The following is a 23,384-nucleotide window of genomic DNA, read 5'->3' as shown; positions in this document are numbered from 1 at the left end:
TTCTAAATTTTTTTACTTAAAATTTTTTTTGCTGTTTTTAAACCAATTTCTATAGCCTGGTCAGTATTTATGTACTTATACTCTGCAAGTCTACCTGCAAAATAAATACCTTTTTTTTCTAATATTTTTGATTTTTCCTGATAAGTTTTTAATATCTTTTTATCTTGGATGGTTGAAATAGGATAATAAGGATCTCCTGTTGACATTGGGTATTCATAAGACAAGGTTGTGAAATTTGACTTTTGATTAGTCACATATTTATATTCCACACTTCTCGTGTGATTAAAGTTATTAGGATAATTTATTTGTAGGCAGTGTTGTTTATATTTTTGTTTAAATGTTTTAAATTTAAATTTGAGTGACCTCCATCCTAGTTTTCCAAATCTATAATCATAAAATGCATCAATGGGTCCTGTGTAGATAATAAAATTAAATTTTTTCAAGTCTTTCTCTGAAAATTTATATTTCTTTTTTAATTTTATATTTATATTTTTTTTTGAAATCATCTTTTTAAACATTTCTGTAAAACCATATTTTGGCATTAACTTAAATTTAGATAAAATATAATCTTTATTTTTATTGAATTTCAATGGTATTCTTTTAGCAACAGATTCATTGATTAATCTTGGATTAATACCCCATTGTTTAATTGTGTAATTTTTATAAAATTTTTTATAAAGTTTTATTCCTATTGTTGAAGTAAGGTGGGTTTCAAAATTTTTTTTATTTTTATTTTTTAAAGATATCTTATTAATAAAACTTTTAGCCTGTGAAGAATTAAAATTTTTATTAAAAAATTTATTTATAGTATTTAAATTGATAGGGAAATCATAATACTCCTTGTCCACAAAAGCATTAACTATATATTTTCCTGGTATCCATTTAGTAAATTTGTTGAGGTAGTTAATTATTCTTTTTTTATTTGTTCTAAAATAATGAGGACCATACTTATGAACTAGAATTCCAAATTTATCCTTATAATCATAACAGTTTCCTGCTATATGGTTTCTTGAGTCAATTATTTCTATATTAAATTTTTTGTTTGATAGAATTTCAGCAATAGTACATCCTACAGGACCAGCTCCAACTATTAAAACTTTTTTATTTTTTATTATTTTTGACAAATTTTTTTATATAATCTTCAATTTTAATTTTTGGTTTATATCCTAATATTTTATAAGCATCATTGCTTATTTTTAAAGAACTAAACCTCTCACCTTTTCTGAATGGTATAATGTTTATTTTATGATTAAAAAGTTTTGCTATTTCAATTATTTGATATTTTTTTCCTGTTCCTAAGAGATATTCTTTATTTAGATCTTTTTTCCAAGCTAAATAAGTTCCTCTTATAATGTCTTTGATATGTGTAAAATCTCTAGATTGAGTTCCTGGTGCGACTACGGTTAAAGGTTGATTCTTTAAATATTGACCTTCAAAAATTCCAATTACCGCAGCTAATTTTCCAAAATGACTATGTCCTGGGCCATAAACATTAAAAAAATAAACTATTTCATAATCTAGTTTATACCATTTATTAAAATTTTTTATTAATTCAATATTTTTACTCTTAGTCCAGCTATATGGAGAAAGGTTTTCATCTCTTCCATTGTTTCCAAATTTACTAGATGACGCTGAATAAATAATCTTTATATTTCTTTCTTTACAAAATTTTAGTACCTTGAAAGTTCCAAGTGTATTACTAACAAAGCATTCATTATAATGCTTAAAACTTTTAACAATTCTTGAAAATTCACCAAAATGAAAAACAGCAGTTATATTTTTAAATATTTCTAATTTACTTTCTATTTGTAGCGTATTAGCAATTATTATTTTAATTTTATTTTTTTTTGATTTAAGATTTATTCTAGATAAATTTTTTTTTGACTTATCGAGTATGATAATCGTATGATCTTTGACCATAGAATCCAAATAGGCAGCAAAAGCACTGCCAATAAAACCAAGCCCTCCAGTTATTACAACTTCTTTTTTCATCAAACCTTTGAAATAAAGTTAAAAAACATTAAAAACATTTTTATAAAATTAAACTTAGAGCTACCATACGTTCTATTTCTGAAATTAATATCATGCCATTTTATAGAATATTTAATCTTTATTTGATACGTTAATAAACAATTAAAAAGTTCAATTTTCTTAAAATTTTTGTTTTTATTTATATTTTTTATTATCTCTTTTAAAAATTTTGTTTTCATCATTCGATAGGGGGTATTTAAATCTTTTATATATATAAATTTTTTTAAATAAAAAGTTAAAGCCATAACTTTTGACGTAAGATATCGAATAAAACCATCATCCCTAGTGTTTCTGTATCCAAAAATAAAGTTATAATTATTTTTTGCTGATTTTATAAATTTTTCTAAATATTTAGGATCACATTGGTTATCGCTATCTATTTGTAGTAAATAACTATATTGAGCATATTTCGTTGTAATAAGTTGATAGCCATACTTGCAGGTATCTCCATGCCCAGAGTTTTTTTTCTTAATTATTTTATATGAAATTTTTTTTATATTATCTCTTATAATATTGGCTGATTTATCTATAGACCCATCATCTATAAAGAAAAAGAATAAATTTCTTCTTAATTTTTTTTTTTTTTAAAAATTTCTCCCATTCATTAATAAAATAAATTAAGTTTTCTCCTTCATTATAAAATGGAACTAGTACTGCAATTTTCATTTTTAAAAATACTAAAATTCACTTATCAAGTGTTTATAATGGTCTGTATTATAAGGAATTTCTTTTATTTTTTTTTTCACAAATAATTTACTATTTAAATTCAAATAACTTCCAAGAAAAGGTCTTTTAGAATTAGTTTTAAACTTATCCCAAGAAAGATTTTTATCTTTAGAAGATTTTTTTTTAATAAAGTTTATGTAATGAAGATTAATAGGAATTTTATTAGTGGTACTTTTTTTGGATTTTTCAGCTACAGCAAGTACATAATGTATACCATTGCAGCTATTAGATGATTTCAGATAATCAAAATTTTTTTTACGTGTAAATTTAGGATTATAAGAAAATACATCAACCTTATAATCAAATGCATGCCTCTTTTTCTTTGGATCTTTTTTATGATGTAGTAAATAAACCTTGTAATCTTCAAATTTATTTATACCGAAATAAGAATAAAAATATTCTGGAGTAAAATTTAACATTGAGCCAACAAGTCCTCTGCTTGGTTCCCAAATTAAAATTCTACCATCATCTTTTAATAACTTGGAAATATTCATTAAAGCTTTCGAGGGATTGAATAAATTATCCAACACACCACCAGAAAAAATAAAATCAAATTTTTTATGGTATTTTTTTGGTAAATCTTGGTTTAGATCACCAATAATACTAGCATCTTCATATTTGCTGATATCTAAAGAGTGATATTTAACTGGAAAAGTTTGTTCTAAAAAATATTTATCTGTAATTCTGGTATTTTTAGTTTGTTTTGCGTGTTTGGTTTTATTATCTATTGTTTTTTTATTAATGATGTATTTTTTATTAAATATTTTTTCTAATTCTTCAATATCTAGGTTAACTGTTTGTTTTCCTAGGCATAAAAAGTTGCCTTTTATTGGCTTATAGTTATTTTCAAAAAATAATGTTTTTATATTTTGTCTACAAAATCCCATATGAATAAGTGAATTAATTATATATATACTGTATCAGTTAATAAAGAAAAAAAAAGTTTTATTAAAATTAATTTTGTAAAATCAAATAAGAAAGTTTTTAAAAAATTTATTTAGTTATGAATATTCTTGTCTTGGGTGGTTGTGGATATATTGGGTCTGTATTGATCGAAAAACTAGTGAAAGATAAAAAAAATATTATTACTGCTATTGATACACAGTGGTTTGGAAACTATCTCCCAAAAAATTCTAGAATAAATATTATAAAAGAAGACATAAGAAACGTTGACAAAATTTCTTTTAAAAAAATTGATACGATTATTCACCTAGCAAATATTGCAAATGATCCAGCTGTGGAACTTGATCCCCAACTTTCTTGGGAGGTTAACACTTTAGCGTCAAAATTTTTAATAGAAAAAGCTATAAAAAATAAAGTGAAAAAAATTATTTTTGCTAGTTCCGGAAGTGTATATGGTGTTAAAAAAGAAAAAAAAGTAACAGAAAATTTAGATCTCAAGCCAATATCAACTTATAATAAAACAAAAATGATAGCTGAGCGAGTTTTGTTAAGTTACAAAGATAAGATTAAAGTCTTTTGTGTGAGGCCAGCTACTGTATGTGGATTATCCCCCAGAATGAGATTCGATGTATCTGTTAATATGCTTACATTACAGGCCTTAAAATCAAAAAAAATTACTGTTCATGGTGGCTCACAAATAAGACCAAATATACATATACAAGATCTTGTAAGTGTTTTTGTGCACCTTTTGAAAAATAAAAATACAAAACCAGGTGTATATAATGCTGGCTTTGAAAATATGTCCATTTTAGCTATAGCCAAAACAATTCAAAAAATAATTCCTTCGAAAATAATTGTGACAAAAACTAAAGATATAAGATCTTATAGATTAGACTCATCAAAACTTTTAAAGACTGGTTTTAAACCATCATTTAAAGTTAGAGATGCAATACTCAAAATCCAAGAAAATTTTAATAATAAAAAATTAATTATAAGAAAAAATAATTTTTCAGTAGAATGGTTAAAAAAAATATTAGAAAATGATAAAATCACCATACAGACTAAATAAAAATTTTAATAAAATTTTTAACAATAAAACAAATTTTTTTTTATCCAATATTTATAAAAAATTATATTTAAGCAGGTATACTGAAGAATTTATAAGAGATATTTATCCACAAAAAAAAATGCGTACACCAACTCACCTTGGTATAGGTCAAGAAGCAGTAGCTGTAGGAGTTTGTTTAAATCTTATAAAAAATGACAGTGTGTTTTGTCACCATAGAAGTCATTTACCTTTTATAGCTCTTGAAGGCAGCATTTATAAACTTTTTTGTGAATTAATGGGCAAAAAAGATGGGGTTAGTGGGGGTAAGGGAGGCTCAGTTCACCTATCTATTGACAAAAAGTATAAATTTAGTAGCACAGCAATATTAGCACAATCACTAGGATTGGCTGTGGGTGCAGGACTATCATTTAAAGTTTTAAAAAAAAATAATATCTCTGTTGCTTTTTTTGGAAATGCTTCTCTAGAAGAAGGTGCCGCATATGAAGCGCTAAATTTTTCATCTCTTAAAAATATACCAACACTATTTGTTTATGAAAATAATTTTTATTCTACTGAAATGCCTAATTATAAAGGATATATGAAAAAAGTTAATTACCAAAAAATAATCAAATCACTTGGAATAAAGTATTTTAAAGTTGATGGTAATAATATTTCAGAAGTTTATGATAAAAGTTTAAAAGCCATAGATTATATAAGACAATCCTCAAGACCTGTTTTTATTGAATTTATAACTTATAGATGGCTTGAGCATTGTGGTCCTTTTTATGACGTTGAACAAGGTAGAAATTACAGAAAAAATGATGAAGTAGAACATTGGAAAAAAGCTTGCCCTGTAAACAATTATAAGAAAAAACTAATAAAAAAATTAAGTTTAAAAAAAATTTTATATATAGAAAATTCTGTAAAGAAAATTGTAGATAATAGTTATTTGAAAGCAACAAAAGCAAAATATCCAACAAAAAAAGATCTTTATAAAAATGTTTAAAAAAGAATTAACATATTCTGAAACTATAGGTGAAACACTATGCTTGAATATGAAAAAAAATAAAAAAATACTGATTGCAGGTTTGGAAGTAAACTATTCCTCTAAGGTGTTTGGCTCTTTAAAAAAACCCTATCAAAACTATCCAAAACAATTTTTACAATCACCAGCAATGGAAAATGGTCTTTGTACAATTCTTGCTGGCGCAGCTATATCAGGTCTAAAACCATTATTTGTTAACAATAGATGTGATTTTCTATTGCTAGCATTTGACCCCATAGTAAACATAATTGATAAATGGAAATATATGTTTGATGGAAATTCAGGCACATGTCCCATAGTAATTACAGCTGTAATTGGAAGAGGATGGGGGCAAGGTGCAACTCATTCACAATCATTCCATAACTTTTTTAGCCGTCTATCAGGATTCGATATTTTTTTACCAACTTTTCCTTCAGATGTTAAAAATGTATATAATTATTGTCTTCAATCAAAGAAACCGTCAATAATATTAAAACATAGAAGTTTATTTGATATTAGAGAAAAAAATAAAAATAAAAAATTTCTTTATGGAAAAGCAAATATTATAACTAAAGGTAATAAGCTTTGCATAATCACACTATCTTATGGCACAATACAATGTTTAAAAATTTATGATGAGTTAAAAAAAAACCATAATAAAAAAATTACTATATTGGACCTAGTATCCTTGAATCCTTTGGATAAAAATAAAATTTTAAAAGTTGTTAAAAAACATGATAAAATTATGATAGTTGATATAGATCATGTAAGTGGTGGACTTACCAGTGAAATATATTCTCTTATTGCTGATAAATTTAAAAATAAAATAATAAAAAAAATAGGTAATAAGTTTTTACCAGCACCAGTTTCTGTTGAGTTAGAAAAACAATTTTATCCTAGTACTCAAATCATATATGATGAATGCTGTAAGCTTTTAAATATTAAAAAAAAAAATAACAATATAAATGACGACCAAGGGTTTTTTGGTCCATACTAGATTAATGAAGTTGAAAAATGAAAATCAATTAAGAACTTTAAGAAAGCAAAACTCAAAAAAAAAAGTAGGTCTTTGCCATGGTGTATTTGATATATTACACAATGGGCATATAGAGCATTTTAAAAATGCCAAAAAAAAAGTTGATATTTTGGTTGTAAGTATAACAGAAAAAAAATATGTCAATAAAGGACCTCGGCAACCCCTTAATTCAAACGATGAAAGAATATCAGTTTTAAATTCTATTAAAATTATAGATCATGTTTACTTAAATGAAAATAAAGATGCAATAAAAGTAATTAAAAATCTAAAACCAAATTATTATTTTAAAGGAAAAGATTATCTTGAAAATGATGTGCATGGAAATTTAAAAAAAGAGATAGACGAATTAAAGAAAAATAAAGGCCAACTTATTTTTACTACAACAAAACTTCTTAGCTCAACAAAGTTATTTAATAATAATTATAAATGGACATCAGAACAAAAGGAAGTTTTAAAAAAAATTAGTAAAATTAATCTAAATGATATTGTAAAAATATTTGATAGTTTACTTAAAAGAGAGATAAACATAATTGGTGAACCTATAATTGATAAATATGAAGAGTGTGACATCCTTGGTACAACGACTAAAGATCCTGCAATATCCATACTTTCAAAAAATAATAAAGCAATATCAGGTGGTGTTATTGCAGTGGCAAAAATGGCTTCTACATTTGTAAAAAAAATAAATTTATACACTTATGGTGATCCAAAAGTAATAAAAAAATTAATTTACCCTATAAAGAATATTAAAATAATATCTCTATCAAAAAATAAAGAAATACAAACAAAAACTCGTTTTATAAATTCTAATAGGGGAGAAAAATTATTACAAATAACAAATTTAAGTAAGAATGTATTTACAAATAGTGAAATAAATAAATCACTTAATGTAATTAAAAAAATCAAAGACAATTTAATTATTTGTGACTTTGGCGTTGGCTTATTTGAAAAAAAATTATTAAAACTTTTAAATAATCATAAAGTTAAAAAATTTATTAATGTTCAAACAAATTCCGTAAATTATGGATTCAATCTTTTTACAAAATTTACAAACTCATTTTATTTAAGTCTAGATAATAGAGAGTGGTCACTTGGGTTAAATATGAGGGATTTAAATATAAATACAATCAAAAATAAACTAAGAAATATACCCAATAAGAGCATAACCAAAGGACAGCTTGGTGCTACATTTATTAAAAAAAATAATATTATAAATACACCTGTTTTTGTTAAGTCAGTAAATGATACAACAGGAAGTGGTGATGCATATTTTATTTTGACCTCATTGTTGCTCATGGAAAATACACCAGATATATTGATTCCATTTATTGGCAATCTATATGCCGGTATGCATGGACAAGGCCTTGGAAATAAAAATATAATCTCTAAAGAAAAAACCATTCAAAATATAATTAGTATAAGAAAAATTTAAAATAAATTTTAGTCTTAAAAATAATTATTATATTTTTTAAAATTAATTAATGAGCTAAAATTAAAAGCTGGATATAAAAAAGTCAAAACATTCCTTTTTTTAAAAATCGTAAATTTTGATCTTCTATGGAAACCATTGGTACAAGCTACAATTAAAGAATTTTTTTTCACTGTAATATTATTTTTAAATTTCATAAATTTTTTACTATTAGGATTTCGTTCATCAAAAATCCATTGTTCATTATTGTTAAAAAATTTCAAATACTGATAATCTATCTTATGAGATCCTAAAGCAAAATCAAAGTGTCCTTCACCTAATTTTATATCATCAGGATAATAGAACATTTTGATATTTGGCAAATATCTATCAACATGATAAATGTTGTCCCCAGGTACATCTGGCTCAGGTATTTTTTTTGGTATACTTGTTAAGACTGAAATAGAAGGTTTAACTGGAGCACCATAAACAGCTTGCGTAATTTTATTGCTAATTGATATTAATAAATGTTTTTCATCTATTTTAATATTTTTTAAAATTTTTTTAACATGTGCATTTCCAACAACATTTTTGTCTAGATTATCATTTTCATCAGAAATATTATCTATTAAATCTTTAATATGTTTGTAATCTTGTGCTTCTAAAATATTTTCTAGAATAATTATTCCACAATGTGATAAACATTTTTCCTGATTTTTGTTTATATTGTTAATAGGATCAAATAAGAATCTAAAATTTTCGAATTTTTCATTATTAGTGTTAAAAAAAAAATTTTGAAAAGCTTTATTTTTTTTTGCTAACTTTATTAAAAAAAAAATCTCTAAATAACGATAAAATCGTGATTTTGAATATGCAAATTTTAACCCAGGATAATAATTCAGTCTATTAATAAAATTTTTTATTTTTTTTGGATCCTTTAGAAGTTTTAACCAATTCTTAGGATTTACAATATCCTTAACTAAATTTAACATGTTTCCATACAATCATTTAGACTTTACTAAACTTTTTTGATAATTATTAATTATCTATTAAAATATACTCCTTTGAGTTAATAAATTTTTTTATTTTGATATATTTATCTTTATGCATTTTCATATTAAAATTGCTTATCCAATATTTATATAATTCCATTCTGCAAAAATTTCTAAACCCTCCTACTGCATGTTTAACTTTATTTAGATCATTGAAAAACCATCTATTGTTAAAATATTCATACTTCATATAACTATGCTGTAAAACCTGTTTCTGATTTTTTACACTACGTGGTTTTTTTAAGTTTTTTAGAAATTCCAAGTAATTTTTTTTATTCTTTGGTGTTATTGTAAAATCATAATTTATTTGAGTATGATTGTTTGATGCATTTATAACATTTATACCAAAGAATGGATACTCACCAGCTATCGTCCCATAAACTGTCAGTACATAATCTACACCTTCTTTAATTAATTGATTGTGAGATATTTTATTATCTATGTAATTAATTTTAGGATATCTTTTTACATACCTTTTTACCAAATCAATAGTGTTATCAAAATATGTAGTATAATCAGGATGACATTTTATATACCAATCGTAATTAGTCTCATTAGATATTTTTCCTAAACTTTCTAACCACTGAAAATTATCAGTAAAAAAAGCATTGCCAAATGCATGGGGTGAGTCACAAAAACTATGTGGTGCAATCAATATCTTTATTTTTTTAGATTTTTTTAATATTCTCTTATTTTTAATTTTGCCATATGCATTTCTTGATACATAAACAAGATCGCTAGACAATTGACCATTAAATCTTTTTAGTAACTTTTCTTTTGTAAATTTCAATTTATCATTTTTTTGTATAGTTGGTAAACCATTAAATATTTTTTTGTAATCTGTATATTCAAATCCAGGAAGTATTTTATTTTTGTTTAAACAATATAGTTTTTCAATATTAGCAACATAAGCAGGTAAATTTTTACTAATAGCAAATCTTAAAGGCATGGCTGCCAGATAAACTCCATGAAAAGAAATAACAGAACTAATTTTTTTTTTGAAAAAAAAATTTTCCCAGTAAAAAAATAGCTTAATAGAGTCCAAAAAAAATTCTTTAAATTCGTCAGAATTTATATCTATTGTTGGATATAAAGTTTTTTTTAAAAAACTGTCATAAATTAGATCTCCAATTAATATATTATTAATTTTATAGTTTTCTAATTTTTCTTTTGATTTTATTTTTTTGTTATAATTTTTAAATTCCTTTAAAGCATTTTTTTCAATTTTATAATCCATCTTAGGCCAAAAAATATTTTTAACACCAAATGATTTATAAATCCCAAATGATCGAAGTGAAAATAAATTACCCAACTTCCAATAAAGTTTTTGAATAAAAGACTGATTTAATTTTGATCCTATTAATTGATAACCTGGATACCCCTCTACTTTTGCCTTATGTTTTTTTGATAGAATATTGCAAATATATGACGCGGCTATATGGTTAAATGTCCAACTATTAAATTCTAAGAGTATAGTTTTATCACTTCCCTGATTTAATCTTGAAGAACTAAATAGATTTGAAAAAAAGGAAGCTGTCTTATTTCTAATTATCAACTTCTCTAAAAAATTCATTCTATTTACTGTTTAATCTAATTAAAATTTTTAATTATTAAATTTTTTCATTAATAGTTTTACTATTTTTAATCAATTTTTTGAGATCAGCTACACTTAAAAATGTCGAGTTAGATTTTGAGTAATATGAAAAATTTTTAGGTAAAGATTTTGAAAAAAGTTTTTTATTATAATATTTTTTTTGAGCATGATTATTCTGTTGTAAAATAATGTAATACTTTTTAGTCGAAATAGTGTTCGATGACTCTTCTGAACTAATCATTTCTTCATGCAATTTCTCTCCAGGTCTTTTTCCAATTATTTGAATTTTACAATTTTCACAGATACTTTTGACAACATCAATTATACGATAAGATGGAATTTTTGGCACAATAATATCTGCACCGTATGAATTTTGAATAGTCCAAATAACTAAATTAATACTTTCCGTCATTGTAATATTAAACCTAGTCATTTCTTTATCTGTTATACTTAAAATACCTTTTTCTTTTTGTTTTATAAAGAGAGGTATAACGCTTCCTCTGCTCCCCATTACATTTCCATATCTCACTACTGAGAAAGATAATTTCTTTTTGCCTGTGTAATTGTTGGCAGCAATAAATAGCTTATCCGCACAAAGTTTAGTTGCTCCATACAAATTTAGTGGTGATGACGCTTTATCACTAGAAAGTGCAACAACTTTTTTAACATCAGTATTAAGACATGCCTCTATAACATTTTGAGCACCAATAATATTTGTATTGATTACTTCGAAAGGATTATACTCTCCAGACACTACTTGTTTTAAAGCCGCAGCATGAATAACTATATCTATTCCCTTTAAAGCTCTGGTTATTCTCTTTTCATCTCTAACGTCACCTATAAAAAACCTAATAAATGGATATTTTTTTTGAGGAAATTTTTCCTGCATTTTAGATTGCTTGAGTTCGTCTCTGCTAAATATAACTAATCTTTTTATATTTTTAATTCTATCACATAGGTGTTTTGTCATTGCCTGACCAAATGAACCAGTACCACCAGTAATTAATATTGAAGAGCCTTTAATATTTAACATTATAGATTATATTTTATTCTTTTAGCATTTGCTCAAGATTTTAGCTAGTTTTTTTTCCATTTTCTTAATTCAAGAATTTCTAATTTATTTATTAAAATCATAATTATTTATTAAATCTATAATTCTTTTAATGTCTTTTAATTTTAAATCTTCATACAAAGGTAAGCTTGCCGATTGAATATAATAATTTTCACAATTTGGAAAATTGAAAGTTTTTTTTAGCTTTGCATAAACGTTGTGCTTATAAATTGGTATATAATGTGTTTGAAGTTTAAATCCCTTTTTAGCAAAATATTCAAAAAAAAATTTTTTTTGAATTAATTTTTTAAATGGAAATAAAACAATATATAGATGATATGAAGAAATTGATTTTTTTCTCATTTTTTGAATTTTAAATCTACTATCTTTTTTAAAAAAATCATCGTAAATTTTTGCTATTTTTCTCCTTCTAGAAATCTTTTTATTTAAATCATTCAATTGTGATAAACCTAAAGCACACTGAAAATCTGTTAGTCTGAAATTATACCCGATTTCATTAATTTCATAATGCCAAGGAAATTTTTTTCCTCTTTTTTCAATTCCATGACTACAACTTTTACTTATTTTGCGATAATATTTAGCGTTATTAGTAAGTATAGAGCCTCCCTCACCTGAAGTAATATTTTTAATAGAATGATAGCTATGAACCACTAAATCTGCATATTTTACAGCATAATTAATTTTATTTAGATATTTTGTTCCTATTGCATGGCAATTATCATTTATAATTTTAAAATTATATGTCTTAGATAATTTTTTTAATTTTAACCAGTCACATGGATTTCCAGCAATATCAACAGCAACTACTAGATCAATTTTTTTTTGTTTAAGTTTTTTCTCTAAACTTTCAGTGCAAATATTAAAATTGTCAATATTAATATCACAAAATTCAATATTTCCGCCATTCATTAATACACAATTTGCAGAGGCTACAAAGCTATTTGCAGTTACAATGGCATTAAAACCTTTCTTTAAATTTAAAGATTTAACCGCAAGATAAAGACCACATGTTGCATTCGTTACTACTTTTGCATACTTTGCACTAAATACTTTACTTAATTTATTCTCAAATTTTAAAACCTCAGGTCCCTGGGTTAAAAAATCTGAAGAAAGAACCTTGTTTACTTTTTTTTTATCTTCTGACGTTATTTTGTGTTTGCAATAATTAATCATTAGTCAGTGTTTATATGAACATTAATATATAAACAAATCTTATTTGCAAAATTACTAGTAGCACAAATAATTGAAATTGATTTATTTTTCTAAATATTGCACAGAATAATATGTATTATTAATAAAATTTTTTAATTAAACTTTCCAGTTTCGTGGATCAATTAAAGTTTTATCGCTTGTTTTATATTGTGAAAATTGATCTTTATTATAATTATCCCTTTGGTCAAAAATTTTAATAATTTCCTTTAGTTGATTTAATGAATTTACACCAATTACAATTGTTTTGTAAAAATTATATTTTTTAATAAAGTTAATCAGTAATTTCAATTTTTCTTGTTTTTTCTTTTTAATAAAAAGGTTTAATTTTTTTGTTATTTTTAAAATTTTTTTATTTTTTTCTTTTTTGTAATTAATGAAAACTAAACCTTGTAAAAATATAGATCTAACATGAATATCAATTTTTTTTTTAAGTAATTTTTTGTAAAAATTTTTATTCAATAATGATTGGTCAAATAAATTAAATGGAATTTGTATAAAATCTATCTTATGATTCTTAATAATTTTTTCTGTATCCTTGGAAGAGTATACAGAAACCCCAAAATTTAAAATTTTTCCTGACTTTTTTATTTTTCTTAATATATTAATGATTTTTTTTGACTTATTATTCTTACTCAAAATATCTTTAAAATCATGTAATAATAAATAATTTATTTTATTAGTATTCAACCGCTTACACATATTTTCAACTTTAGAATTAATTTTTTTTTCTAAGTCTTTTTGTTTAACTTTTTTAAGTGATGAAATTTTTGTACTAACTGTAAATTTTTTTTTTTTATTATATTTTCCAATTTTTAATTCTGCATCTGCATAATTTTCAGAGGTATCAAATTTTTGAATTTTTTTTTTTTAAAAAATAAAAAATTTTTTTTATTTCTTTTTTGCTAATTTTTTTTTTATTAGATACACCATATATTGACCCAAATTGGGCTGTTCCAATCATAATTTTTTTAATAAAATTATTATTCATTAGATATTATCAACAAACGAATTGCCAAATTTAAACAAAAAATGCAAAATTGATAAATTTTTATCATTTAATAAATCATATTTTTTATATTTTTGGTAAGTAATTTTAATATGTTCTTTTTTAAATCTATCATTTAATTCAATGTAATTTTTTGAACCAGGAGGGCTAATATAATCATTAGATGAAATTTTTTTTAAGATCTCTACTATTTTTTCATCCTTTTTTTTATTTATATTGATTTCAGATGAAATTAAAAAGTTAACATTTAATTTAAGATAAAAAGATATTTCTTTAATTAAATTTATATTTAAATCCGAAATCATTTCATAATTAGAAAGTACCTGCTTTTCATAAATACTAAAAACCTCGTTGAAGTACTTATATTTTTTGTAATTGTGTTTTATTGTTGAGAGGTGTTTTTTTTTCCAATTAGACGTATAATCTATTTTGATTTCATTAATATTTTCATTAAAATTTCCCTTATTTTTAGTTGGAACTGACAATATTTTTGCTTTATTTTGAATTTCTATATAATTTCTACATTGCCATGATCTCCTTTGAAATTGAACATCATCTAAAAATACGAAATTTTTGACATTTTTTATTAAAGAAAAATATCCTGGCCAAGGTAAATATGTTGGTTGCATAATTGCAGTTGTCATACGATTTACTTTATTAACATATCATAGCCTTACGTATAGAACAAAAACTCATTAACATTTTTTGTTTATTACAGAATTTTTTGAACATACTCTATTTGGAATTTTTATATCACTATTATCTAAAAATTGTTTGCTATAAAATTTTTTTTATATAATCTTAGATTTTTAATTTTAGTTAATATATTTTGTTAACTTTGTGAGTAGAACCAAAATATGAACAATCTAATAAGAAAAAAAGGTTATATTATAGTTTCATCTAAAGAAATACACTTGATAAAAAAAAAACTAAGAGCATCTATAATTAAAGCATCTAATCATATAATAAAACTAAATACCAAAAAAAGAAAAAAATTCAGTAATTTTGACAATGTTATAGAATATTTGTACAGCGTTGATAAGAAGCTAAAAACTAATTTAATATCTAAACTATATGATGTCGCTCCAGATCTACATGATGTAAGTGAAGTTATTACAAACAAAACTTTCATTAAAATTATAAAAAAACTAGGAATTAAATACCCAACAATTGGTACAAGTATTGCTTTAAGATTGGATAGGCCAAATTGTAAGAAACTTAATACGTCTTTACATCAAGATATTTGGTATTCTATGATATCTAATAATTCTCTAACCATTTGGTTTAATTTAAGTAAAGTTAATGAAATTGATGGACCTTTAGAAATTTGCAAAACTTTTAAAAAAAAAATATATAAATTTACTGACAACAAGATGGGAACCTATACCGCTGTGGTAAGTGATAAATATAAGTTCGATCAAGTATATTTAAAAGAAAATGAAATATTAGTTTTTAGTCAATACTTACTTCATAGAAGCGGGAATAATCTTTCAACCAAACCACGAGCTAGTATTCAAATTAGATATAATGATTTTTACGATAATAAAAAATTTAATAAAAGTTATAAAAATGTACTATCTTCTCATGTTTTAAATAATCAAAAAAAATATTTAATTTAAATATGAAAAAAATTATCATTTTTGGAAATGGAGAATTTGCAGATATTTCTCAATATTATTTTGGCAAAGAAAATGTTACTCATTTTTGTGTTGATGATGAGAATGTTAGAGAAAGTCATTTCAAAAGCACTCCAATATTAAGCTTTAGTGAACTTTTAAATTTTAATAAAGAGGAATTTGATATTTTTGTTGCATTATCATATAGAAAAATGAACACAGTAAGACAGTCTAAATATGAAATTTTTAAGAAGCTTGGTTTTACCTTTGCTTCTTTCATTCATGAAAATTCTTATATTTCAAACGAGGCTATCATTGGAGAAAATTGTTTAATACTGGAAAATCAAACTATTCAAAAAGATGTTGAAATTAAAGATAATGTATTTTTGTGGAGCGGCAATCACATAGGTCATAACTCTAAAATAGACAATAATACCTATATAAGCTCAGGTGTTACTATAAGTGGAAATGTAAAAATAGGAAAAAATTGTTTTTTTGGGGTAAATTCTTGTACTAAAGAATTTATTTCAATAGGAGATAGTGTTCTTATTTCTATGGGGGCTACAGTATTAAAGAATATTAAATCAAACTCAGCTGTATTATCACCCGAGTCAAAAATATATGAGCCTAGCAATCCAATTACCAAAAAAATTTTAGGAAAAATATAAAACATGTCAAAACTTTGGTTTAAAGCAAATAAAATTATTCCAGGTGGTAATACACTTATATCAAAAAGACCTCAGTTATGGCTTCCAAAAAAATGGCCAACACATTTTTTAAAAGCTAAAGATATTAATGTATTTGATGAAAAAAATAATAAATATACTGATTGTGTTTTTGCAGTTGGAACCAACGTATTAGGATACTGTAATAAAAATATAGATAATTATGTCAAGAAAGCTATCGACAAGGGTGTTATGAGTTCACTTAATTGTAAAGAAGAAATTCTGTTTGCTGAAGAAATTTTAAAAGCTAACAAATGGGCTGGTATGGTTAAGTTTGCTAGAGGTGGTGGTGAGGCAAACTCAATAGCAGTAAGGATTGCTAGATGTAATACAAAAAATACAAACATAGCATTTTGTGGTTATCATGGTTGGCACGACTGGTATGTTTCTAGTAATTTAACGTCAAAAAAATCTTTAGATGGACATTTAATTGAGGGTATTAACGTCAAGGGAACCCCAAACAGTTTTGTTAATACTTCCTTCCCATTTAAATACAATGACCTTGATGGTCTAAAAAAATTAATATCAAATAAAAAAATTGGTGTCATCATAATGGAAGTGAAAAGATACATTGAACCAAAAAATGACTTTTTGAAAAAAATTAGAGATTTATGTGATAAGAAAAATATAATTTTGATTTTTGATGAATGTACAACTGGATTTAGAGAAAATTATGGTGGTCTACATCAAAATTATAAAGTATATCCAGATATAGCAATGTATGGTAAGGCAATAGGTAATGGATATGCCATTAATGCAATAGTGGGTAAAAAGGAATTAATGCTAAATTCCAAAGATAGTTTTATAAGTAGCACATTTTGGGGTGAGAGAGTGGGATTTGCTGCTGGTATTGCAACTTTGAGAGAAATGAAAAAAACAAATTCATGGAAAATTATAAAGTCTCAAGGCCAGGAAATAATCAACAAATGGAAAAGAATTGCACATCAAAACAAAGTAAAAATAAGAATTTTGGGTATACCTTCAATCCCTACGATGGTTTTTGAAACTAACAATTTAGTATATAAAACTTTAATAGCTCAAGAATTTTTAAAACATAAAATTCTTGCGAGTAATATTTTTTATGTATCAACAAAGCATACTAATAGAAAATTAAGTAATTATTTTGATAAATTAAATGATATATTTTTAATAATTAATAAAGTTGAAAAAGGTGATGATATTAAAAAGTATCTAAAATCAGAAATCGTTGAAAGTCACTTTTCGAGATTAAATTAATGAGATTAAAAAATTCAACATATATAATTGCTGAAATTGGTTCTAATCATAATGGAAAATTAGAATTAGCGAAAGACCATATAATTCAAGCAAAAAAATCAGGTGCAAATGCAGTAAAATTTCAAGTATTTAAATCTAAATATTTTTTTAAAAAGAACACAAAAAACTATAAATATATCAAAAAATTTGAATTTAACTTAAAGTGGATTAATCAAATTGAAAAGTTATGTAAAAAATTAAAAATAGACTTTATACTAAGTTTTTTTAATTCTAACGATCTTAAACCTGAAATAATAAAAAAAATTGATGCAATAAAAATAGCTTCAAGTGAAGTCATTAACCACGACTTAATCATAAAATCTGCTAAAACAAATAAGCCAATTATTTTGTCAACTGGCATGAGCAATCTCTCAGAAATATATGAGGCAATTGAATTAATTGAATATAACGGAAATAATAAAATATTTATACTCCAATGTTCGTCAATATATCCAACACTTGATAATGAATTAAACTTAAACGTTATAGACACATATAAGAAAATATTTAATTACAAAGTGGGTTTTAGTGATCATTCAAAATCAATTATTAGCACTTTAGTAGCGGTATCAAAAGGTGCAAAAATAATTGAAAAGCATTTTACTATTGATAATTCTTTGGAAGGACCTGATCACTTTTATGCCTTAAACCCAATTCAATTTAAAGAAATGTCATTAACGATTAAAAGAGTAAATAAAATGCTTGGTAGTTACGATAAGAAGCCTCTAAAAAATGAACTAAAATTTTGCAGAAGAGACTCTTTATACTTAAATAAAAATCTAAAAAAAAATTCAAAAGTCAAACCTCAAGATTTTAGTATTAAGCAACCGCAAATTGGAATTCCCTCAAAATATTTAAATAAACTGGGAAAGATGAAGTTAAATAGAAATTTAAAATCTGGCTCAGTGTTAAAATGGAAAGACATATTTTAAAAAAAAAAATAGCAATATTTGTAAATAATAATAATAATAAAATTGGCCTAGGTCATATTTATCGATGCATTAGCTTTGCTGATACTTTTAAAAAAAAAATTAAGGTATTTTTTTTTATTAATAAAAAGTCTTCTATTCTAAATTATCCATCTTACATTTTTAGTGAAAAACAAAAAAATTTAATTAAAATTAATAAATTGCTAAAAAAAAATAATTGTAAAAATATTTTATTTGATATTGATAATAAATTAAACACTAAGATAAAATTATCAAATATTTATAATTTTTTTATAAAAAGAAACTATCAAACAATTTGTTGGGATAATCTAAAGAATCCGAATACTAAATTTTCATATATTTACAGACCATATCCTAAAACAGCATTTAATAATTCAAAAATCCACAAGCAAAAAAAAATAATTGGTACAGAATTTTTTTTTAAAAAGATAAAAAAAAAATTTGTTTATAAAAAAAAAATTCATGCAATTGCAGTTCAACTTGGTGGAACAAAAAATTTGAAAATTATTAAAATATTAATCAATTATTTTGAAAAACATAAGAATATAAAAATCTATTTTTTTGTAAAAAATGCTACTGAAATTAATCTTTTAAATTCTTGTAAAAACAAAAATTTTAAAATTTATAAAAATAGTAATTTTACAAATTTTGCCGATTGTATTGATTTTTTAATATCAAGCGGTGGCATGACAAAATATGAGTCATCAATTGTAAATTTACCAAATTTGGCTATTTGCCTTGATCAATTCCAATATAATTTGAATAAAAACTTAAATATAAAATATGGTTTTATTGCATGTAAAAAAAAAGATATTATAAAAAAATTAAATTTTATATTTGAAGATAAAAAAATTAGATTATTACTACATAAAAATGCTAAAAAAAATTTCAAAAATTTTAACAATGAAAGTATTAAAAAAATATACTCGATACTGAAATGATTACATGTTCACCAAAATTAAATGTTATTTATGAATCTGAATTCAGAAAATTTGGTGATACATTTAAAGGCATGGGCTGGAAAAGATCAAAAGATCAAATAAAAAGATTTAAAGAATTTTCTAAAATTTTTACAATTGATAATAAGATGAAAATTTTAGACTTAGGTTGTGGCACTTCTCATTTTTATGAATTTTTAAAAAAAAATAAAATTAAGAAATTTAGCTATACGGGAATTGATATTTCCCAGGAATTTATAAATATATCAAAAAAAAAATTTCCAAAAAATAAATATTTTTGTGTTGATATCATTAATACAAAAAAAAAATTAAAATTTGATTATACAATAATTAACGGCATTTTTACCCAAAAGGGAAATTTATCTGAAAAACAAATGTATCAATTTTTTATAAAATTTATAAAAAAAGCTTTTAGTTTTACAAATAAAGGGTTGGCTTTCAACACATTAAGTCCTTTGACTGATCATACAAATAATCAAAATTTTTATTTATCATTTGGTAAATTGGAAAAATTTTTAAAACTATCAAATATGAATAATTTTTTAATTAATCACACTTATAATAAATATGAATATATCATCTACATTTTTAAAAAAAATTAATCAGTGGAATAAGGCTGGTCTAATATTTAAGTTGAATAAAAACTCAAAATATTCTCACACATCTGTTCCAACAGCTTATAAGTTAAAAAATAATATTATAAGAATTTTTTTTTCATCACGTAATAAAAATAATGAGTCAAATATATTCTTTGTTGATTTTAATTTAAAAAACAAAACAATTTTAAATAAAAAACCACAGTTAATTCTTAGACCTGGAGAGGATGGCCTCTTTGATGACTCGGGTGTTACACCCTCTTATGTAATAAAATATAAAAATCTTTATAACATGTATTATGTTGGTTGGCGAAGTGGCAGCAAAACAAGAATGTCTCTTTTTGTTGGCTTGGCAAAATCTAAAAATTTAAAAAACTTTAAAAAAGTTAGTAAATGCCCAATTTTAGATCGAAGTAATATTGATCCTTTCCTTACTGCAACTTTAAGCATTCTTAGAGAAAAGAATGAATTTAATATGTGGTATGTTTCGGGTGATAAATGGCTTAAATATAGAAATGAAAGTTACCCAAAATATAATATTAAATTTTGTACATCCAAAGATGGAATAAATTGGAATAGAAATAATAATATTAAGATTAATTATTTAAGTAATAATGAATATGCAATTGCAAGGCCATCTGTTCAAAAAATTAATGGAATATATTGCATGTGGTATTGTTATAAAAAATTTTCAAGTGAATATAAAATTGGTTTCGCCTACTCAAAAGATAATAAAAAATGGAAAAGAGCGGATAATTTAGTAAATTTTTTAGGCAAAAATAAAATATGGGAAAATAAAATGAAATGCTATCCTTTTGTATTTGTGGAAAATAAAAAAATTTTCATGCTATATAATGGAAACGAGTATGGAAAAACAGGAATAGGCTTAGCTTATATTGATCTAGATGAATAAAAATAATCGCATTCTAGTTATACCGGCACGAAGCGGTTCACAAAGATTAAAAAATAAGAATTCAAAAATTTTTTTTTCTAAACCAATAATTACATATTCTATTGAAAGTGCATTAAACTCAAAATTATTTAAAAATATAATAATATCTTCAAATGATAAAATTATTAAAAAAATATCATTGAAATATAAAAAAAAAATTACCTATGATCAAAGGCCAAAGGAACTCTCAAAAAATAATACACCACTATTAAATGTAATTAATTATATTTTTGAAAATTATAACTGTAAAAAACTATATAACGAAATTTGGATTTTGATGCCTTGCGCTCCATTAATTAATAAAAAAGATTTAATTGAAGCAGCTAAAAAATTAAAAAATAAAAAAGCTGTTACCACTGTAACTGAAAACTCAATACCAATTGAATGGAGCTATAAAATAAAAGGTGGTTTTTTAAAACCAATATTCCCTGAAAAAATGAAAAAAAACTCAAATTCATTTGGTAAAAGCTATCAGGAAGTTGGAGTTTTTGCGGGATGGAAAACTGAATATTTCAAAAAAAATGTTAAAAGTAAGAAATTTAATTTTTCACCATATATTTTAAATTACTTTAAATCTATAGACGTTGACACTCAAAGGGACTGGGATATAGCTACAAATGTATTCAAAGCAAATTTACATAAATCATGATTAAAAATTTGTATAAAAATAAAGTTGATGAATTTATAAGAGAAATTGAAGTTTATGGTTTCTGCCATGCAAAACAACTTATAAAACCTTCTCATAAAAAAAAATTGCTCTTGATGGTAAAAAAATGCCACAAAGAGAGTGTTATGGACACTAATATGTTTAAAGGTCTGCCAAAAAGAGACGGCAAGGACTTAAGAGTTTATAATTTGCCAAATAAAAATAAGATCTTTATTGATCTAATTACTAATAATCAAATTGAAAAAATTTTAAAACCTTTAATAAATGATAGGTATTACAGATTTTTACCAGATAAAGTTCCTAATTATATTCTTAATAGTTTTAGTGCAAGATCAAGTGGCTATGCTTTAGATTTGCATATTGATTCACAGATACCATTCCAAGGAAACTTCCCAATATCAATACTTGTGCTGTTTGTTTTAGAGGACATGAATGAAAAAAATGGATCAACTATAGTGGTGCCTGGTTCACATCAATCTGGAAAATACACAAATAGAGATTTAAAAAACGTTAAAATCATTGAAGCTAAAGCTGGTGATGTATTATTTCTAGATAGCAGAACTTGGCACGGAACAAAAGAAAACAAAACTAAAAAATCAAGATGGTTAATTAATGCATTATTTTCTCAATGGTGGTTAAAACAGCAGATAGATCTTGTAAAATCAATTCCTCCGAAAATATTTAAGAAATTATCTAATAAACAAAAACAGGTTTTAGGTTTTTGTTCAATTCCTCCAAAGTCTGAATTGGATCGCATCAATACAAAATGTGGATATAATTTTCTAAAAAAATTTTCTAAAGAATAATAATTAATCCCTACATCGTTATTATAGACTATTCTATCAAAGGTCTTATATTAAATAATTTGACGTTTTTGTTGAGTATTCGCTTAGATCAACCTCTTGCAGGGATTAATGCTAATACTTTTGTCATTGAAATTATTATTGTCGTTTAAAAAATATCAATATTATAAGTTCAAATTGTGTTTATCTCATTTTGATAAAAAAAAATTTTAGTGTATAAATCAAGCCAATTGAGCTATTAGTACTGGTCAGCTACACGCATTACTGCGCTTCCACATCCAGCCTATCAACGTGGTGGTCTACCACGGCTCTATAGGAAGAACTAGTTTTGAGGTGAGTTTTCTACTTAGTATTTCAATCTAAAAATAAACTCAACTGATTAAGTTTGGGTTATAAAATAAAATATCAATTTTTTTTAAAATTACTTAAAAATTTTTTTCAGTGCATAAATCAAGCCAATTGAGCTATTAGTACTGGTCAGCTACACGCATTACTGCGCTTCCACATCCAGCCTATCAACGTGGTGGTCTACCACGGCTCTATAGGAAGAACTAGTTTTGAGGTGAGTTTCCCGCTTAGATGCTTTCAGCAGTTATCTCTTCCATACTTAGCTACCCTGCACTGCGGCTGGCGCCACAACAGGTCCACCAGTGGTATGTTCAACCCGGTCCTCTCGTACTAGGGTCAACTCCTCTCAATTCTTCTACACGCATAGCAGATAGGGACCGA

Annotated in this window: 25 protein-coding genes and 1 rRNA gene (1 of these 26 cut by a window edge); 13 read left to right on the top strand and 13 right to left on the bottom strand. The window is 24.3% G+C overall.

Going from position 1 to position 23,384, the window contains the following annotated elements; all coding sequences use genetic code 11:
* Positions 1–2: 2 nt before the first annotated feature.
* The 5 genes from AC5SLN_RS00755 to AC5SLN_RS00735 are packed head-to-tail and all read right to left on the bottom strand — an operon-like array spanning position 3 to position 3,644.
* Positions 3–1,124 (bottom strand): UDP-galactopyranose mutase, encoded by a 1,122-nt coding sequence (locus AC5SLN_RS00755; protein WP_494593610.1) that lies wholly within the window; start codon positions 1,122–1,124, stop codon positions 3–5.
* Positions 1,102–1,992: an NAD-dependent epimerase/dehydratase family protein gene (locus AC5SLN_RS00750; protein WP_494593608.1), complete on the bottom strand. Its 891-nt coding sequence runs from the start codon at positions 1,990–1,992 to the stop codon at positions 1,102–1,104. The genes AC5SLN_RS00755 and AC5SLN_RS00750 overlap by 23 nt, the downstream gene beginning before the upstream one ends.
* Positions 1,992–2,528, bottom strand: a complete 537-nt coding sequence (locus tag AC5SLN_RS00745) for a glycosyltransferase (RefSeq protein ID WP_494594189.1) — start codon at positions 2,526–2,528, stop codon at positions 1,992–1,994. Before AC5SLN_RS00745 ends, AC5SLN_RS00750 begins: the two co-directional genes overlap by 1 nt.
* A gap of 40 nt (positions 2,529–2,568) precedes the next feature.
* Positions 2,569–2,697, bottom strand: coding sequence for a hypothetical protein (locus tag AC5SLN_RS00740; protein ID WP_494593607.1), 129 nt, complete (start codon positions 2,695–2,697; stop codon positions 2,569–2,571).
* Positions 2,698–2,708: 11 nt separating this feature from the next.
* The gene (locus tag AC5SLN_RS00735; RefSeq protein WP_494593605.1) at positions 2,709–3,644 is read right to left on the bottom strand and encodes a class I SAM-dependent methyltransferase; all 936 of its coding nucleotides are present in this window, start codon (positions 3,642–3,644) and stop codon (positions 2,709–2,711) included.
* A gap of 116 nt (positions 3,645–3,760) precedes the next feature.
* On the opposite strand from AC5SLN_RS00735, the gene AC5SLN_RS00730 reads away from it, so the two are divergent.
* The 4 genes from AC5SLN_RS00730 to AC5SLN_RS00715 are packed head-to-tail and all read left to right on the top strand — an operon-like array spanning position 3,761 to position 8,200.
* Entirely contained in the window at positions 3,761–4,729 is a 969-nt protein-coding gene (locus AC5SLN_RS00730) for an NAD-dependent epimerase/dehydratase family protein (RefSeq protein WP_494593603.1), read from the top strand.
* On the top strand, positions 4,701–5,714 hold the full coding sequence (locus tag AC5SLN_RS00725; protein WP_494593600.1) for a thiamine pyrophosphate-dependent dehydrogenase E1 component subunit alpha: 1,014 nt from the start codon (positions 4,701–4,703) through the stop codon (positions 5,712–5,714). Before AC5SLN_RS00730 ends, AC5SLN_RS00725 begins: the two co-directional genes overlap by 29 nt.
* Entirely contained in the window at positions 5,707–6,729 is a 1,023-nt protein-coding gene (locus tag AC5SLN_RS00720) for a transketolase C-terminal domain-containing protein (RefSeq protein ID WP_494593598.1), read from the top strand. Before AC5SLN_RS00725 ends, AC5SLN_RS00720 begins: the two co-directional genes overlap by 8 nt.
* A gap of 4 nt (positions 6,730–6,733) precedes the next feature.
* Entirely contained in the window at positions 6,734–8,200 is a 1,467-nt protein-coding gene (locus tag AC5SLN_RS00715; protein WP_494593596.1) for an adenylyltransferase/cytidyltransferase family protein, read from the top strand.
* Positions 8,201–8,214: 14 nt separating this feature from the next.
* On the opposite strand, the gene AC5SLN_RS00710 is transcribed toward AC5SLN_RS00715, so the two are convergent.
* The 7 genes from AC5SLN_RS00710 to AC5SLN_RS00680 form a co-directional block, all read right to left on the bottom strand.
* A complete protein-coding gene (locus AC5SLN_RS00710; RefSeq protein ID WP_494593594.1) occupies positions 8,215–9,168 on the bottom strand; it encodes a hypothetical protein in 954 nt (317 codons plus the stop codon).
* Between the two features lie 46 nt (positions 9,169–9,214).
* Positions 9,215–10,801, bottom strand: coding sequence for a hypothetical protein (locus AC5SLN_RS00705; RefSeq protein ID WP_494593592.1), 1,587 nt, complete (start codon positions 10,799–10,801; stop codon positions 9,215–9,217).
* Between the two features lie 37 nt (positions 10,802–10,838).
* Positions 10,839–11,855, bottom strand: a complete 1,017-nt coding sequence (gene pseB / locus AC5SLN_RS00700; protein ID WP_494593590.1) for a UDP-N-acetylglucosamine 4,6-dehydratase (inverting) — start codon at positions 11,853–11,855, stop codon at positions 10,839–10,841.
* Positions 11,856–11,939: 84 nt separating this feature from the next.
* On the bottom strand, positions 11,940–13,067 hold the full coding sequence (locus tag AC5SLN_RS00695; protein WP_494593588.1) for a DegT/DnrJ/EryC1/StrS family aminotransferase: 1,128 nt from the start codon (positions 13,065–13,067) through the stop codon (positions 11,940–11,942).
* 135 nt (positions 13,068–13,202) lie between these two features.
* Positions 13,203–13,916 (bottom strand): aldo/keto reductase, encoded by a 714-nt coding sequence (locus tag AC5SLN_RS00690; protein ID WP_494594187.1) that lies wholly within the window; start codon positions 13,914–13,916, stop codon positions 13,203–13,205.
* Between the two features lie 34 nt (positions 13,917–13,950).
* Positions 13,951–14,094, bottom strand: a complete 144-nt coding sequence (locus tag AC5SLN_RS00685) for a hypothetical protein (protein ID WP_494593586.1) — start codon at positions 14,092–14,094, stop codon at positions 13,951–13,953.
* A complete protein-coding gene (locus tag AC5SLN_RS00680; protein WP_494593584.1) occupies positions 14,094–14,756 on the bottom strand; it encodes a WbqC family protein in 663 nt (220 codons plus the stop codon). The genes AC5SLN_RS00685 and AC5SLN_RS00680 overlap by 1 nt, the downstream gene beginning before the upstream one ends.
* 213 nt (positions 14,757–14,969) lie before the next feature.
* On the opposite strand from AC5SLN_RS00680, the gene AC5SLN_RS00675 reads away from it, so the two are divergent.
* Genes AC5SLN_RS00675 through AC5SLN_RS00635 form a run of 9 tightly spaced genes read left to right on the top strand, consistent with a single transcriptional unit; the run spans position 14,970 to position 22,658 of the window.
* A complete protein-coding gene (locus AC5SLN_RS00675; RefSeq protein WP_494593583.1) occupies positions 14,970–15,731 on the top strand; it encodes a phytanoyl-CoA dioxygenase family protein in 762 nt (253 codons plus the stop codon).
* A 2-nt stretch (positions 15,732–15,733) separates the two neighbouring features.
* Positions 15,734–16,396, top strand: coding sequence for an acetyltransferase (locus AC5SLN_RS00670; protein ID WP_494593581.1), 663 nt, complete (start codon positions 15,734–15,736; stop codon positions 16,394–16,396).
* Positions 16,397–16,399: 3 nt separating this feature from the next.
* Positions 16,400–17,689 carry an aminotransferase class III-fold pyridoxal phosphate-dependent enzyme gene (locus AC5SLN_RS00665; protein ID WP_494593579.1) on the top strand — a complete coding sequence of 430 codons (1,290 nt, stop codon included), beginning with the start codon at positions 16,400–16,402 and terminating at the stop codon, positions 17,687–17,689.
* Complete coding sequence (locus AC5SLN_RS00660; RefSeq protein ID WP_494593577.1) at positions 17,689–18,660, top strand: N-acetylneuraminate synthase family protein; 972 nt, start codon at positions 17,689–17,691, stop codon at positions 18,658–18,660. The genes AC5SLN_RS00665 and AC5SLN_RS00660 overlap by 1 nt, the downstream gene beginning before the upstream one ends.
* Positions 18,642–19,619 carry a hypothetical protein gene (locus AC5SLN_RS00655; RefSeq protein WP_494593575.1) on the top strand — a complete coding sequence of 326 codons (978 nt, stop codon included), beginning with the start codon at positions 18,642–18,644 and terminating at the stop codon, positions 19,617–19,619. The genes AC5SLN_RS00660 and AC5SLN_RS00655 overlap by 19 nt, the downstream gene beginning before the upstream one ends.
* Entirely contained in the window at positions 19,616–20,239 is a 624-nt protein-coding gene (locus AC5SLN_RS00650; RefSeq protein WP_494593574.1) for a methyltransferase domain-containing protein, read from the top strand. The genes AC5SLN_RS00655 and AC5SLN_RS00650 overlap by 4 nt, the downstream gene beginning before the upstream one ends.
* Positions 20,205–21,146, top strand: a complete 942-nt coding sequence (locus tag AC5SLN_RS00645; RefSeq protein WP_494593572.1) for a glycoside hydrolase family protein — start codon at positions 20,205–20,207, stop codon at positions 21,144–21,146. Before AC5SLN_RS00650 ends, AC5SLN_RS00645 begins: the two co-directional genes overlap by 35 nt.
* Complete coding sequence (locus AC5SLN_RS00640; RefSeq protein ID WP_494593570.1) at positions 21,139–21,834, top strand: cytidylyltransferase domain-containing protein; 696 nt, start codon at positions 21,139–21,141, stop codon at positions 21,832–21,834. Before AC5SLN_RS00645 ends, AC5SLN_RS00640 begins: the two co-directional genes overlap by 8 nt.
* Positions 21,831–22,658, top strand: coding sequence for a phytanoyl-CoA dioxygenase family protein (locus AC5SLN_RS00635; RefSeq protein WP_494593568.1), 828 nt, complete (start codon positions 21,831–21,833; stop codon positions 22,656–22,658). Before AC5SLN_RS00640 ends, AC5SLN_RS00635 begins: the two co-directional genes overlap by 4 nt.
* Before the next feature lie 443 nt (positions 22,659–23,101).
* Here AC5SLN_RS00635 and AC5SLN_RS00630 read toward each other — a convergent pair.
* Positions 23,102–23,384, bottom strand: a 23S ribosomal RNA gene (locus AC5SLN_RS00630) (it continues 2,471 nt past the right edge of the window).

The sequence above is a fragment of the Candidatus Pelagibacter sp. PS_31 genome (assembly GCF_059417865.1).
This window is presented reverse-complemented; position numbering and strand designations above follow the sequence as displayed.